The following is a 13,845-nucleotide window of genomic DNA, read 5'->3' as shown; positions in this document are numbered from 1 at the left end:
TGTTGCGAATTTTCAACTGTATTAGACAGCCTCATCCAACTTTCAACACTGGGAAATATCTAAGCGTTTTTGTTTAGTAGAGCATTAGTGTAGTCAGAAGAGAAGCTATCCAAGTATTCTCGTCACGAGAACATCCTCCTCCTGATGAGCTAGGCATCCCCTTAAATAACCGTTACATTAGGTTGAACGGCCCAACGAGAAAGGCGTCAATCCAATAAAATACTGAGGAGTAAAGTGCTTCTCGGTTGCTTTTACACTTTGGATGCCTTCAATTAAAAATGACCTTGGCTCATTTGAAGGAAGCTTAACTGCAAATAACAATAGTTTTCTATCTTTTGTTCTTTTTAATTCGTATGGTTCAATTAAATAGTTTTTAATTGTTTGATCTTTCTTTTTGTATGTTATTTCCACGCATAAGTGATTCGCTGCAGCATAACGAATTAATTCTAAAGGTATTGTTGTGTTCCAGGGGCTAATCATGCTTGGCGGTTGCCAAGTGAGGTCCATATCCTTCTTCTGGAATGGGAACAAATCCAATTTTAGTTTATTGCCTTTACCTTCCAACCAATTAAAAACGTTGGGCAACTCTTGCCAGAAATCATCTAAATTCGGCAAGGCAGGAAGCTGATGGCCTAACATGTTTTCCCATTCTGCTCTGAGTTCGTCTCTTTTAGGATGGTTTTCCATAAAGGTTAGGGTGGGAACAGAAATGGATTTGAATTCGCATTTCTTCTTGAGAACTTCAAAGACCTGTTCGCCAGTTTCAGCCTGGTTAGCATGGCGAAAAAGATGAATGACATCATATAAATCTCTTGGTCGTGCCCGCTCACCCAATGCTCTTAGCTTCTCGGCAAAAATTTCTGGAAAACTATAGCAATAACTTTTAATGCCACTTTCTGGATTGTCTTTGTATGGATGGTGAACTAATCGTAGGTCTGGGCTTGTTACAACAAGTTCATTCACAGTTAAATCTAATTTTATGCGAGCAGGAGCACGTCTACGCTGCATAGGCCCTATATAGCCAACCTTTCCTTCAGCAGACCTTTTATTATCTCTAATTTTGAATTGAATGGTTTCTTTGGGAATCTCAATTCCAACAACGTCATAAAGCCATGGTGCAATATCATTAAAGCACATCGTCAAGAAATCAACGTCAATTTGGCTTTCATCAATTAGTGTGTAGTCTAAGTCTTCAGAAAAACGATAGGTCTCAAAATAGCATTTTTTAAGGCATGTTCCTCCTTTGAAGATCCACTTATTAGATAAGAAACGATGGTTATTAATTGCAGCGAGTAACCAACCAAGTACGTAGTCCTTCTCGACTACATTCACATCTAGGCTAAATTCCCCTGCTAAGGTCATTAAATTTTTGTTAGAGATCATGTTAGTATTTCCAGTTAGCCGGTATCCACAAACGCCATTTTGTTATGAGCTTATCTGCGCTCAATTGAGGGTCCAGCTTGCTTTTTCCTTTAGTTAGATGTTTTGAACAAGCTTCAATAGTTGCCGTTTCTTCAGGAACACACATTTCTAGTAAAAATCCCAACCTCTTGAAAACAGCTCCATTAGCAAGTTGGGTAGCATATTCAATCATTAAAGAAAGATTCTTATGCTCAGATTGCAAATATTCCTTCAGCATATCTGTTGTTGTTCGAATTCCCCCCCCAATTTTAGGGTCAACCAAAAAATCTATAATGGTTCGCGTGGGGTCCGATACCATAACCTTAATCTGGCCTCTCCACACAGGTTTCAACCCAAACATTGCATTTGGAGAGGTTGTAATAAGCATAAAGGGTGTACCGTTCATTACTGGATGAAGGTTGCGCGGTTTTTGGGTTGTTTTAATGAGAAGGGTTCGGAAAATTTGCTCTGTTAGCCCCCAGTATTCTCCTGCACTCCAACCTCCAACATAGCAAGGTCTATATAACTTTTCTGCGATGATCCATGGATCTTCTAAAGATACATCAGTCACTTTTGATTCTAGGGGAACAGGGATATACACCCCTCGTTTAATGCGAGATAACCATCCTTTGCTGCACCATCGAGCTAATTGCTTTCCAGCTAGGTGTCGAGAAACTCCTAAAATTTCAGAGGCTTGTTCAACTGAAATGACGTTTTCTGCTTCCCTCAAAATTGATGAAAGTTGCTCCCTATCTAATTTTCCAAGACCTGATATGGTAGACATAGTACATTATAATCGCAGTAATTCCACTAATATAAGAATAATGACATATGTAATATACTTAATGCAACTGAATTAGTGCATATAAAGCGCAGTAATACCCTTAATGTGGGAATAATTGCGTATTATATGCACTATAGTGGTAAGCATTTTGTGAATAAGAGGTAAGCGGAATACGCGGATCTTTTTAGGCTAACTACGACAATGGTACATTAAAGGATCCTCTTCTCACTCCATGAGATGTAGACGTGCAGATGTAATTAACGGCACTCCTACAAAGGCTCAGTCCCCTCGGAAAGAATATGAATATACTTATCATAAGTATAAATCTTGCCTCTTTGTTTTCCTGTGATTTCCCTCACAATGTTCATCTCTTCCAATTTGTTTAATGCCGACAGGACAGTATGTTGCGTAATTTTTAAATGAGCACTTATTGTTGGGATATTTGTAACGGGATGTTTTTTGAGATGGTCAAACACGTCTCTTACTGCGCCAGATCTTAAACTTGATATTTTTTGTGTGTCTTCCTGCAGGGTTTTTAAGAGACGTTTTGTAGCAAAGATTTCATCTTGGCATGATTCAATAATACCTTTTAAGAAGAATGAAATCCAACTGTCCCAATCATTCTCCATTCTTAATTTTTGTAATAAGTCATAATACTTTTGTCTCTCTGCTTTGAGAAAATAACTGATATATAAAACGGGATGTTTTAGAATTTTCCAGTTACACAATAACAAAGTCACAAGTAATCTTCCAATTCTTCCGTTGCCATCGAGGAAAGGATGGATGCTTTCAAATTGAACGTGAGTGAATGCAATTTTAATTAAAGCGGGAAGTCCCGCATCTTCCAAATGAATAAATTTTTCAAGATCGCCCATGAGAGGAATAACCAAATCAGGGGAAGGAGGAACATACAATGCATTACCAGGACGGCTTCCTCCTATCCAATTCTGAGAGATTCGAAACTCACCAGGGTTTTTATCTTGCCCTCTCACACCTTTCATTAAGACCTTATGGATTTCTTTAATGAGCCTTAGAGAGAAGGGGAGTTCCTGGATCCTTTTTAGACCATAATTGATGGCATTTACATAATTGGTTACTTCTTCTACATCCGATGCTGCTACAGAAGGAGAGAGATTGTTTTCGAACATAAAGAGGTCAGCGAGAGAAGATTGCGTTCCTTCAATCTGAGAAGACAGGAGAGCTTCTTTTCTTACGTACAAATAGATAAAGAGAGTGATATCGGGTATGAATTCAGAGAGCGCGTCAATTCTACCTAACGCTTGATTGGCTTGATCAAGGAGTCCTTGAAACTTACTGATATCGATGAGATTTTTGGTTAAGTGGCCTGGCACATAGCATTTGTAGCTTTCTCCATGCCCAGAAATTTCTTTAAAACTGCCAAATGTCATCGTGTAACCTTTCCTGCAATCACACTTTTCTTAATGCAGTTTAGCGCATTTTATTGCAATAAGGAAAATGTTAATGCAATTAAGATCACTTTATTACAATAAAGAAAATGTTAATGGAATGAAGAGGACTAATTTACAAGAGTTTGATTTATTTTTAGGACTCGACATGCGGCACTAAAAATTTTTAAACTTTGGGTTTTTGTGAAAAAAAGCTTTTTCAGGATTGGCTCCCCGGGACGGACTCGAACCGCCGACCCAGTGGTTAACAGCCACTTGCTCTACCGACTGAGCTACCGGGGATCACGACTATACTTACACATGGCTCTCTAGCAGACTCAGAAAGCCAAGGCAAGCTCAAAATGGAGGCCGGGACCGGAATTGAACCGACGTACAAGGATTTGCAGTCCTCTGCATAACCACTCTGCCACCCGGCCAGTTTTGAGCATGGAGGGAATGTAACGCCCTCTTAGAAGTCGGTCAATTGGTGTTTTTTGGTTTTGATGAGAAAAACTTTTTCTTTATATAAATAATGCCAAAAACGACGACGACAATGGCCCCAAGAATCCCCAGCGCCATTTTTTCTAAGTGCAAAATCTTCATAATCATTTCTTCAACAAAGTCAGCGGCAAAATAGCCAATAGTATACCCGGCTAAACAGCTCAACACTGACCAGATAAAGGCTGCAATCACATTAAGAATCGTAAAGCGTTTGATGCTGATACCGCTGGCACCGATAATTAAGGGACTGGCGATGCGAATGCCATAAATAAAGCGAAATGACAAAATGAATCCCACATTGTATTTATGCAGAAGTTCAAAAACGCGCTTTGATTTTTCTTTCAGCGTTGGATAACGCTCAATAAGATTGGGGCCATAAAAACGCCCAATGTAAAACAAAAGCTGATCAGCAAACAAAGTCCCTAAAAAGGAAATGACCATAAGAAGGGGGAGGGAAAAATAGCCCTTATAAGAGAAAGCACTGGCTGTGAGAACGACCGACTCTCCTTCAACAAAGGAGCCCAAAAGGACAATGAGATAGCCTAAAAATTGATATTCTTTAAAAAATTCTTCCATAAACGATCGCAATTTATAAGGGTGAATATGTTCTTACTTAATGGTTTTTTCTAAAGCTTGTCTAGGGAAAACTGGCTTGCGTCAACGGATTGATTCTCTGAGGTGCGATATAAATAGCCAAAACAACAAAAAGTCATAAAGATCACCCCTGCAACATAGAGCAATGGGCTTGAAGGATGATTCGTTAAGCTATAAATCCAAAGACAAATGGCGGGAGTCGTACGTCCAAAGGTCTCAGATCCGATGGCATAACTGATACTGTGGATAAGATATTTATCTTGATCAGGAAAAATGCTAGCAGCCCAAGGAATTAAAGCAGCAGAAAAACCAACGCCACCAATAACCATCAATGCGCGCCAAATAAAGACTTCCATAAGCGATAGCCCCTGGAAAAAGCCAAGAAGGGCGCAAGTGCTTACTAAGAATAACAAAGCGCATCCAATCATCACACGTTGCCAATTCAATTGCCTGATCGTGAGCGCAACCAGTGGCATAATAAGGGCGTCGAGCCATAGCAGACTACTCGACTGGTTCATAAGACTTGGCAGAGAAAGAGAGCTGATTTGCGGAAGATAGGGATTCAAAAAAACAAAAATAAATGAATAGGTTAAATATGAAAGCCCGTAAATGGGGATAAAGCAAATAATCAGTTTGTAGTTAGCTTTAATGCGCTTTAAGAACGCCCCATAAGGTAAGGCAATGTTGAAAGCGGAGAGAGGGCGATCGTCTTTTAACTGAAATCGCATCCACAAACCGCAAAGTCCCACGAGAAAGCCAATAATAAAGGGTATACGCCATAAATTCTGAGAATCGGGAGAGGCGACAATTAAAGCACTCAACGACGAAGCTGCTAGGATTCCCAAAACCGTTGAGCTTTGATAAATGCTGGTTAAGGGGACTTGCTGGTGCTTTTGGCATTTTTCTATAAGATAATATCCCGCAATGGTATTTTCGCCAGCCGCGCAAAAACTCTGAAAAAAGCGCGTGCTTACTAAAAGAATGGGCGCCAAGATACCAATTTGTTCTGCTCCAGGGATTAGCCCCATAAGGCCTGTGGCAAGGGCAACACCAATAAGTGTCCAAGAGAGAGCCTTTAAAGGACCATAGCGATAGGTCAATTTGCTAAAAAATACACCGCCTAAAGGTCGCGCAATAAAAGTAACTGCAAAAACACTGTATGTTAAGATCAGCTGGTAAAGGGGCGAAAAATTGGGGAAAAATAGTTTCCCTAAAATAGGCGCTAAAAAGCCATAAAGGGATGAATCAAAATGCTCTAGCAGATTGCCAATAATAATACTGTAGCGATGTTTACGGCCGTAGACCTTTGAATGATAAGTAATAGTATCAGAATAGATGGTTGTCATCTCAATTTCCTCCGCCAGCATTATCTGGTTCAGGTTCACGGGTTGGAAAACCTCTCAGCCCCCTATGGGCACCCCGATGAGAATATACTGCAGCATAGATTTTTGGATTTGCGCTGTCAACTTATTGGCGCTAGGAAGTAATAAGAAACAAATTTAAGATCGAGGGCGATGCGTATTAAACCCACTTCTGTAAAAGAGCTTTATGCTTTTGCTGCTGCAGTGGCTGAAAAGAGTCAGCCAGGAGATGTGCTTTTGCTTAAGGGAGATTTAGGCGCCGGAAAAACAGAATTTTCGAGGGGTTTTGTGCGCGCACTGATGGGGCATGAGATAGACGTGCCCAGTCCAACCTTCACTCTTGTACAAACTTATGAATCCACAAAAGCATTGATTTGGCATTTTGACCTATATCGTCTAAAACATTCTGAAGAAATATGGGAATTAGGTCTGGAAGAAGCTTTAGGCGGAGGGATTGTGCTCATTGAATGGCCTGAACGACTTCCAAAACTTGAGCTTACCAACACATTAACTTTGTCTATGGATGCTCAAGATCATAGTATTGAGCTTTCGGGTACAGGACATTGGATTAAAACAATCAAAACACTTGAGAACGCTCATGGATAAGGGCGTATTCAATGTACCAGGAGGAGAGACTTTTTTAGAGACTTTGTCTCAATTTTTGATTCATGGCGCCAAGCAAGATCCCTTGCATAATGCAAAGACACTTATTTTTCTGCCTACCCGACGTGCGTGTCGCCATTTAACGGAGAATGTAGGACGTTTGAGTCAAAATCATCCTATCGTTTTACCGCGAATGATTCCTATTACAGATATTCCCAACGATTTGCTGCCCGTACACTATCAGCGTGATCTTGTCCCAGCTGTTAATGCTTTTTCTCGTTTAGGTCTTTTAAGTAAGCTTGTGTATGAAGCAGGACAAAAGATCTTAGGGGTCAGTTACAATGATGCTATGCAATTGGCGTCCTCACTGATTGAATTGTTAGATGAAGCTGGAGATGAGGGAGTACAGCTTACAAATTTCAAAAAAATTGTTCCGGAAGTTTATGCAGAACATTGGCAAAAAATTCTCAATTTTTTTGAAGTTTTAACGGATAAATGGCCGCGTATTCTAAAAGAAAAAAATGTTATGGATCCGGCATATCGACGTACAATTATTCTTGAAAAATTGACAGAGTCTTGGCAGAAAGAGCCTCCCAAAACTCCAATCATTGGGGCTGGATTAACTGGAACACTCCCGAGTGTTGCTCGGTTGTTGAAATCTATTAAAGATTTGCCGCGTGGCCTCATTTTGATACCCGGCCTTGATCACACTTTAGATGAGGCACATTGGCAAAGTTTGCCCTATTCCCATCCCCAGTATGCTCTTTCAAGACTCCTCAAAATCATGGATATCACACGATCAGATATTAAAAATTGGAGTCTTGGTTCTAACGTTTCCTCAAGACAGCAACTTTTTCAAAATATATTTCATCCCTATGACTTGAGAAATGCAAAAACAAAAGATCTCATCGAAGAAGGGGCATTAAAAAAAATAACGTTGCTTGAGGTTAGTAATGATGAAGAAGAAGCTTCAAGTGTGGCAATGATCTTAAGAGGAGTTTTAGAAGCTCCCCAAAAAACAGGAGCCTTGATCACGCCGGATCGTACCTTGGCCAAAAGAGTATTGGTGCATTTACGTCGCTGGGGATTGTCTGTAGATGATTCAGCAGGAACAAGGTTGTGTGAAACACTCCATGGACGATTCTTTGCTCTTTCAGCCGCGCTTCTCTTTAAGGAATTTGATAGTGTAACTTTTCTTAGTTTTCTCAAACATCCTTTTTGTCGCTTTGGGATGTCTACAAAACTGATCAGGTCTCAAAGCCGTGATTTTGAGAAAAATTATTTAAGGGGCAAAGAATTAAAGGGGGATCCTAGTAGGATCGAATGCTATCACTCACTATGGAGTCGGGTTGTTGAGGATGCTCAACATGCTTGGCAACTACAAAAACAGAAGGCGACAAGTCTTAAGTTTCTTATCGAAGTCCATGTGAAGTTTTGTGATGCTGCTTCCAAAAGACATCAAGATGAAACGGGATTCTCGCTTTGGCAAGATGATATTGGTCAAGCATCCCGTGATTTTTTTGAGAACTTGTTAAAATCTGCATCTGACTTTACAGACCTTCGCGCTGAAGATTACCCAGGATTTTTGCAAAACTTTTTAGCCTCTGAACGCGTTCGACAGCCCTGGGGTCATCACCCAAGACTTTTCATTTATGGTCCTTTAGAAGCGCGTCTTATGCGACCAGATGTGGTGGTGTTAGGAGGGCTTAATGAAGGAGTCTGGCCCAAGGGAAAATCAGAAAGTCCCTGGCTAAGTAACACGATGAAGACACAAATAGGTCTACCAGATTCTGAACAAAATATCGGATTTATGGCTCATGATTTCTGCCAGTTTTTGCAATGTGATGAAGTTTACTTGTCTCGTTCACAGCGCTCTCAAGGAACTCCTACTTTTCCATCTCGGTGGGTTTTACGTCTTAAGACTGTGCTCAAAGGTGTCGACAAAGAATCTACAATATACCCTGCGCAAAATTGGCTTGGATGGAGACATCTCCTTGATCAGCCAAAAGAAATTGTCTCAGTTAAGCGCCCGAAGGCATGTCCTCCAGTGAGTGCAAGACCCAAAAAACTACGTGTTACGCAAATCGATCTTTTGAGTAAAGATCCTTATGGACTTTATGTGGATGAGATTCTGAAGTTACGTCCTCTCTCTGAATTGGGTCTAGAGTTGAATGAGGCTTTTTTTGGATCAGTTGTCCATAAGGTTCTTGAAAAGTCCACAAAACTGAAAGATCTGACTCTAGAAAATTTAGAGAGTTTGGGAATGGAATTTTTCGCGCCCCACACGCGGCATCCAAAAGTCACTTATTATTGGATGCCCCGTTTTAGAAAAGTTGCAGAAAATTTTCTTAAAATCATAACGCAACGATCACATGTAAAAGCTATTTATGCTGAAATACAAGGGGCTAATGAAGTGATCCCAGGATTTACCCTGACAACAAAAATAGATCACCTAGAACTCCATGAAGGGCAGGCTGTTAAACTTATTGATTATAAAACCGGCAAAGCTCCTTCCTATTCTGAAGTGCAAAAACAAAACGCGCTACAATTACCGTTAGAGGGTCTTCTGGTGCAAAGAGGAGCATTAAGCGACAGGGTGTCAGCTACCAAAGTTATTGGCTTAGAATATTGGCAGTTGCAGACCGAACAGGATGAAGCCGTTGTTGAGTTAGGAGATGTTGATCATCTTATCCAAGAAGCGCAGAAGCGTTTGCGGTATCTTGTAGAATACTATGACGATCCAAGTACGGCCTATCGCCCGCCTTTAACAGCAGAAAAAACTCTTTATCCACATTTAGCAAGGAATGCAGAATGGCTCAGCATTCTTTAAGTTTAGCATCACAACGTCAGGCTCTCAACACGCAGTCCCATGTCTGGGTTTCAGCGTCGGCTGGGACAGGAAAGACTAAAATTCTGACGGATCGAATTTTATTGCTGCTTTTAGAAAATATAGATCCTGGGCATATTTTGGGCATTACGTTCACAAAAGCTGCTGCTGCAGAAATGTTGCATCGATTGACTGAACGCTTGGGGCTTTGGGCGACAATGGACGAAGAGTTCGTTGTGAAAGATTTGACATCTCTTTTTGGTAGTCAGCCATCAGAAGTACAGCTAGAAAGAGCCCGCCGTCTTTTTTGCAAAATTATTGATGGGACAGATTCTCTTAAAATTCAAACACTTCATAGCTTTTGCCAAGCCTTATTAAAACGTTTTCCTTTAGAAGCCGCAATAACTCCGCATTTTAAAGTTATTGATGAGGCTGAATCTCATGGACTCATTGAAAAAGCTTTTGAAGATATTGTAGGTGAGGGGAACAAAAATAAAAAGGATTTTGACGTTTTAGCGCTTTCATTTTCTTTTGATAAATTAAAAGATTTTCTAACCTCAATCGCTCTTGAGAAGAACGTTCATTCTTATGGTGAAAAAACATTAAAGGAATATCTAGACATAAAAGATCTTCTTCCTTGGTATACTGAGATCCCTGGTGAAGAGTTAAAAAATGCTGCTGAAATAATGATAAATGGGGGAGTAGAAGATCAGAAAAGAGCTCTTCTTTTAAAGGAAATTTTGCACAGTGAAAATTTATACCAAAGAAGACGCGATTATTTTCAAATATTTCTGAACCAACAAGGTCAGCAGCGTGCACGTCTTTTGAGCAAAAAAATAACCGAAAATTATCCCGGGATTAGAGATCTATTTGAAGCAGAGGCTCAAAGAATATCACTCTATGAGCAAATGAGAAAAGCTGAAACTATAAAAAATATTTCTTCGGCTTTGATGAAAATTGGCAGTTCATTAAGAGAGAAATACACTTCCTTAAAACAGCAATCGGCTGCCCTTGACTATAACGATTTGATCTCTCACACCCTAAGGCTACTGCAATGTCAAGATATGCGCGATTGGATTCTTTATAAGCTTGATGCAGAAATTGATCACATTTTGGTAGATGAAGCTCAAGATACTAATGTGGAGCAGTGGGCCATCGTTGAAGCTTTAGTCGAAGAGTTCTTTGCCGGTAAGGGCGCTCGTGAGGTCAATCGTACTCTTTTTGCTGTTGGTGATGAAAAACAATCTATTTTTAGTTTTCAAGGAGCAGATCCGGATATTTTTCAAAAAGTAAGGGATAGTTTTTCTGAAAAATCAAATAGGATAAAAAAGACTTGGTCGGATGTAACGTTACAGCATTCTTTTCGTTCTTCCCCTGTTGTTTTAAAAGCGGTCAATGCGACTTTTCAAAATCTTTTTAATGTTCCATTTCATGAAAGTACGCGAGAAGAGCAAGGGGGCTTAGTTGAAATCTGGCCTCTCCTTAAACCAACGGCAGAAATGTTAGAGGGGGGAAATTCTACCTCTCATAGTTTGGCTAAGCAAATTGCTAAAAAAATTTCGACTTGGTTGAAAAATGGTGAGAGACTTCCTGCAAAAGGAAGAGCTATTGAGCCGCGCGATATCATGATTTTAGTGCAGAGACGCAGTTCCTTTTTATATCAAGTAATTCGCGCTCTTAAATCTCATAAAATTCCTGTAGCGGGTGCTGATCGTTTGCAACTTTTGGAAAATATCGCTGTACAAGATCTCTTGGCTTTATGCGAATTTTTGTTGCTCCCTGAAGATGATTTTCATTTGGCGTGTGTTCTTAAAAGTCCCCTCTTTGGTTTGAATGAAGAACAGATATTTGAATTGTGTTTTGATCGGGGGAAAGAGAGTCTTTGGCAACGTTTGAAGCAGCACCCGAAATTTTCTTTTGAATCAACTATTCTAAGAGAGTTGTTAAAGAGTGTTGATTTTATGGGACCTTATAGTCTTTTGTCCAAAATCCTTAACGAGTTCGAAGGCTGGAAAAAATTTCAAGGACGCTTGGGTTTAGAGGTCAGAGATGTGATTGAGGAATTACTCAGTCTTGCAATAAATTTTGAAGAGCGTGAAGTCTTTAGTTTGCAGAAATTTGTCTATTGGATGAAAGGACAAAAGATCGATGTAAAACGTGATTTTATGGGGCACAGCAGAAATGAAGTTCGCGTAATGACTATACATGGTGCAAAGGGTTTACAATCACCGATTGTCTTTTTGCCCGATACAACGCGTGTGCCGCAAGTGCGTGAAGATTGGCTACCTTCATCTGTTGGCTGGATATGGAATCCTCGAATGGATGAGGATATAGAGCAAACTTCTGTTTTACGGCAAGCCCTACAAAAAAAGAAAATAGAGGAATATTATCGTCTCCTTTATGTTGCGATGACAAGAGCAGAGGATCGTCTTTATATTTGTGGCTATGAGGGACAACGATCATCAGCCGAAGGTAACTGGTACGAAGTGATGACCAATGCTCTGGTTCCATTAGCGCATTCTTTTGATTTGTCAGAAGGGACCGTTTTACAAATAAGAGAGAGCCAAAAAGTTACCCCTTTGTTTGAAGAGAAGTCTTTGGGTGTTGCGAGGAAGTCTGAACCTGAGCCCGCTTGGCTTTTTATAAAGCCTACAGTTGAACAGGGGACGCTGCCTCCAAAACGACCATCTGCAGCTCTTGATTCTCAGGAAGCGACACAGTTCGCTCTTAAAGATCATCGTTACAAGCGTGGCCTTCTTATTCATAAATTGTTAGAAGTACTTCCCTCAATTCCTGAACAAGATTGGTCAGAAACCGCGCGTCTTCTGATAGTAGATTTTGATATGAAGGATCAATGGCAAGAACTTTATTCTAAAGTTCATGGTATTCTTAAGGATCCAAAATTTTCCCATCTGTTTCAAGCGAATGGCTATGGGGAAGTGCCTCTTACTGGAAAGGTGGAGGGCGAGATCGTGAATGCTCAGATTGATCGATTAATCATTGAAAATGAGCGGGTGCTTATTGTTGATTTTAAATCGGATCAAAATTCTGCGTGTCATCAAAGAAAAGAAGTTCCACGAGAATATGTTGCTCAACTAGAACTCTATAAAAAACTTGTGCGCGGCCTTTACCCAAATAAATCCGTTGAAGCTTATATTTTGTGGACGGAAACGGCGACACTTACGGTTGTTTAATGCCCGGCGTAATTTTTGTTTTTTCTGCTTGTTCTTTAAGAAAATTACGAAAGATCTTAAGGCGCTCAAGGCTTTCCTGCTGTTTCAGATAAACCATAAAAATATCAATATGAGGACCTTGAATCTCAGGTAATACGCGGATCAAGTTGGTATCTTTCAATAGAAGTGATTCTTGAGAAAAACTTATGATGCCTATGTCATTTTGGGCCGCTGTCAACATGGCACGCATAGAATTAATCGCGAGATATGGCTCGCGTCTTTCGCCAGGTTCAGTACCAATTTTTAAATGCCAGTCTCTATCTTCATGAAGAAAGGATTTGCTCTCACCAAAGCTGATTAGCCGATGATGACTGAGATCTTGGACGGTTTTAGGAATGCCAAACTGTTTGAGATATCCTTCGCTCGCATAAAGACAACGGTTCCAGCTCATCAAAAATTCTTTTTCAACGAGAGGTGAATCGGGAAAGAAGCTCGTAATGACGAGATCAATACCTTCATCAATAAGGTCGACGATTTTTTCTTTGACAAGAACGGATAGTCTAATCTCGGCGTGCTTTTTAATAAAATCAGGAAGATAATAGTTGAGCCAAGTATCAATAAACCCAAAGTTCGACGCAATGCGTAGATCGCCTGCAAGAGTATTATCCATGGATTGGATGATTTGATTGAGAGATTCAAGTTTATTAAAGGCTTTTTCTAGTTCAGGAAAAATAGCTTTTCCTTGAGAGGTTAACGTCACCCCTCTTAAGTGACGGTTTAAAAGCTGCGTACCTAAGTCTTCTTCAAGACTTGATATGCGCCGACTAAGGGCAGATTGGGTAACATTCAGCTCTCGAGCAGCCTTTGAAATGTTGCCGATCTTTGCGGTGATGTAGAATAACTTCAACTTATCCCAATCCATAGGGTCTCCTCACCCTTTAATTTTACGAGCCTTTGATTAAAAATTGATAAAAATTAGATCAAAAGGTTCAAATGGCGAGATAAATACACGCAAAAATCATGCTCAATAGATGGGGAATAGCCTTGACGAGCGACGCAATCCAGCACAACAAGCGAGAGTGCCGCGGCCAAGGGGCCTCGCAGAGACGTGGTTTGGTTACCAATAAACACGCTGGAGCGTCGCGGTTCTGAAAGACCGGCGCGATGACGGCCTATAGAAGTGCGTCATCACGAG

General features: G+C 40.4%; 9 protein-coding genes, 2 tRNA genes and 1 riboswitch. Of the genes, 3 read left to right on the top strand and 8 right to left on the bottom strand.

Annotated elements, in window-relative coordinates; translation table 11 throughout:
* Positions 1-177: 177 nt before the first annotated feature.
* The 7 genes from GQ61_RS04495 to GQ61_RS04465 form a co-directional block, all read right to left on the bottom strand.
* Entirely contained in the window at positions 178-1,383 is a 1,206-nt protein-coding gene (locus tag GQ61_RS04495) for a nucleotidyl transferase AbiEii/AbiGii toxin family protein (RefSeq protein ID WP_085784170.1), read from the bottom strand.
* Between the two features lies 1 nt (position 1,384).
* Positions 1,385-2,185: a type IV toxin-antitoxin system AbiEi family antitoxin domain-containing protein gene (locus GQ61_RS04490; RefSeq protein ID WP_085784169.1), complete on the bottom strand. Its 801-nt coding sequence runs from the start codon at positions 2,183-2,185 to the stop codon at positions 1,385-1,387.
* A 269-nt stretch (positions 2,186-2,454) separates the two neighbouring features.
* A complete protein-coding gene (locus GQ61_RS04485; RefSeq protein ID WP_085784168.1) occupies positions 2,455-3,594 on the bottom strand; it encodes a Fic family protein in 1,140 nt (379 codons plus the stop codon).
* Positions 3,595-3,818: 224 nt separating this feature from the next.
* Positions 3,819-3,894, bottom strand: a tRNA-Asn gene (locus tag GQ61_RS04480).
* 60 nt (positions 3,895-3,954) lie between these two features.
* Positions 3,955-4,028: transfer RNA gene (locus GQ61_RS04475), tRNA-Cys, on the bottom strand.
* A gap of 43 nt (positions 4,029-4,071) precedes the next feature.
* On the bottom strand, positions 4,072-4,668 hold the full coding sequence (locus GQ61_RS04470; RefSeq protein ID WP_085784167.1) for a DedA family protein: 597 nt from the start codon (positions 4,666-4,668) through the stop codon (positions 4,072-4,074).
* Between the two features lie 50 nt (positions 4,669-4,718).
* Positions 4,719-6,032, bottom strand: a complete 1,314-nt coding sequence (locus tag GQ61_RS04465) for an MFS transporter (RefSeq protein ID WP_085784166.1) — start codon at positions 6,030-6,032, stop codon at positions 4,719-4,721.
* Positions 6,021-6,118, bottom strand: a riboswitch (TPP riboswitch). It overlaps the preceding gene by 12 nt.
* Positions 6,119-6,200: 82 nt before the next feature.
* On the opposite strand from GQ61_RS04465, the gene tsaE reads away from it, so the two are divergent.
* Genes tsaE through addA form a run of 3 tightly spaced genes read left to right on the top strand, consistent with a single transcriptional unit; the run spans position 6,201 to position 12,671 of the window.
* Entirely contained in the window at positions 6,201-6,653 is a 453-nt protein-coding gene (tsaE, locus tag GQ61_RS04460; protein WP_085784165.1) for a tRNA (adenosine(37)-N6)-threonylcarbamoyltransferase complex ATPase subunit type 1 TsaE, read from the top strand.
* The gene (gene addB, locus GQ61_RS04455) at positions 6,646-9,480 is read left to right on the top strand and encodes a double-strand break repair protein AddB (protein WP_198157419.1); all 2,835 of its coding nucleotides are present in this window, start codon (positions 6,646-6,648) and stop codon (positions 9,478-9,480) included. The genes tsaE and addB overlap by 8 nt, the downstream gene beginning before the upstream one ends.
* Positions 9,462-12,671 carry a double-strand break repair helicase AddA gene (gene addA / locus GQ61_RS04450; RefSeq protein WP_085784163.1) on the top strand — a complete coding sequence of 1,070 codons (3,210 nt, stop codon included), beginning with the start codon at positions 9,462-9,464 and terminating at the stop codon, positions 12,669-12,671. The genes addB and addA overlap by 19 nt, the downstream gene beginning before the upstream one ends.
* On the opposite strand, the gene GQ61_RS04445 is transcribed toward addA, so the two are convergent.
* On the bottom strand, positions 12,658-13,572 hold the full coding sequence (locus tag GQ61_RS04445; protein WP_085784162.1) for a LysR family transcriptional regulator: 915 nt from the start codon (positions 13,570-13,572) through the stop codon (positions 12,658-12,660). The two genes, addA and GQ61_RS04445, sit on opposite strands and share 14 nt — an antisense overlap.
* Positions 13,573-13,845: the final 273 nt, after the last annotated feature.

Origin of the sequence: Candidatus Nucleicultrix amoebiphila FS5, assembly GCF_002117145.1 — a bacterium.
Lineage (GTDB): Bacteria > Pseudomonadota > Alphaproteobacteria > Caedimonadales > Nucleicultricaceae > Nucleicultrix > Nucleicultrix amoebiphila.
Note: the sequence above shows the minus strand (reverse complement) of the source record. Positions and strands in the feature narration are given on the sequence as shown.

What these genes read in the sequence shown, in the direction of transcription:
- GQ61_RS04495 (WP_085784170.1), bottom strand. Translation starts at nt 1,383, where the DNA reads ATGATCTCTAACAAAAATTTAATGACCTTAGCAGGGGAATTTAGCCTA.
- GQ61_RS04490 (WP_085784169.1), bottom strand. Translation starts at nt 2,185, where the DNA reads ATGTCTACCATATCAGGTCTTGGAAAATTAGATAGGGAGCAACTTTCA.
- GQ61_RS04485 (WP_085784168.1), bottom strand. Translation starts at nt 3,594, where the DNA reads ATGACATTTGGCAGTTTTAAAGAAATTTCTGGGCATGGAGAAAGCTAC.
- GQ61_RS04470 (WP_085784167.1), bottom strand. Translation starts at nt 4,668, where the DNA reads ATGGAAGAATTTTTTAAAGAATATCAATTTTTAGGCTATCTCATTGTC.
- GQ61_RS04465 (WP_085784166.1), bottom strand. Translation starts at nt 6,032, where the DNA reads ATGACAACCATCTATTCTGATACTATTACTTATCATTCAAAGGTCTAC.
- tsaE (WP_085784165.1), top strand. Translation starts at nt 6,201, where the DNA reads ATGCGTATTAAACCCACTTCTGTAAAAGAGCTTTATGCTTTTGCTGCT.
- addB (WP_198157419.1), top strand. Translation starts at nt 6,646, where the DNA reads ATGGATAAGGGCGTATTCAATGTACCAGGAGGAGAGACTTTTTTAGAG.
- addA (WP_085784163.1), top strand. Translation starts at nt 9,462, where the DNA reads ATGGCTCAGCATTCTTTAAGTTTAGCATCACAACGTCAGGCTCTCAAC.
- GQ61_RS04445 (WP_085784162.1), bottom strand. Translation starts at nt 13,572, where the DNA reads ATGGATTGGGATAAGTTGAAGTTATTCTACATCACCGCAAAGATCGGC.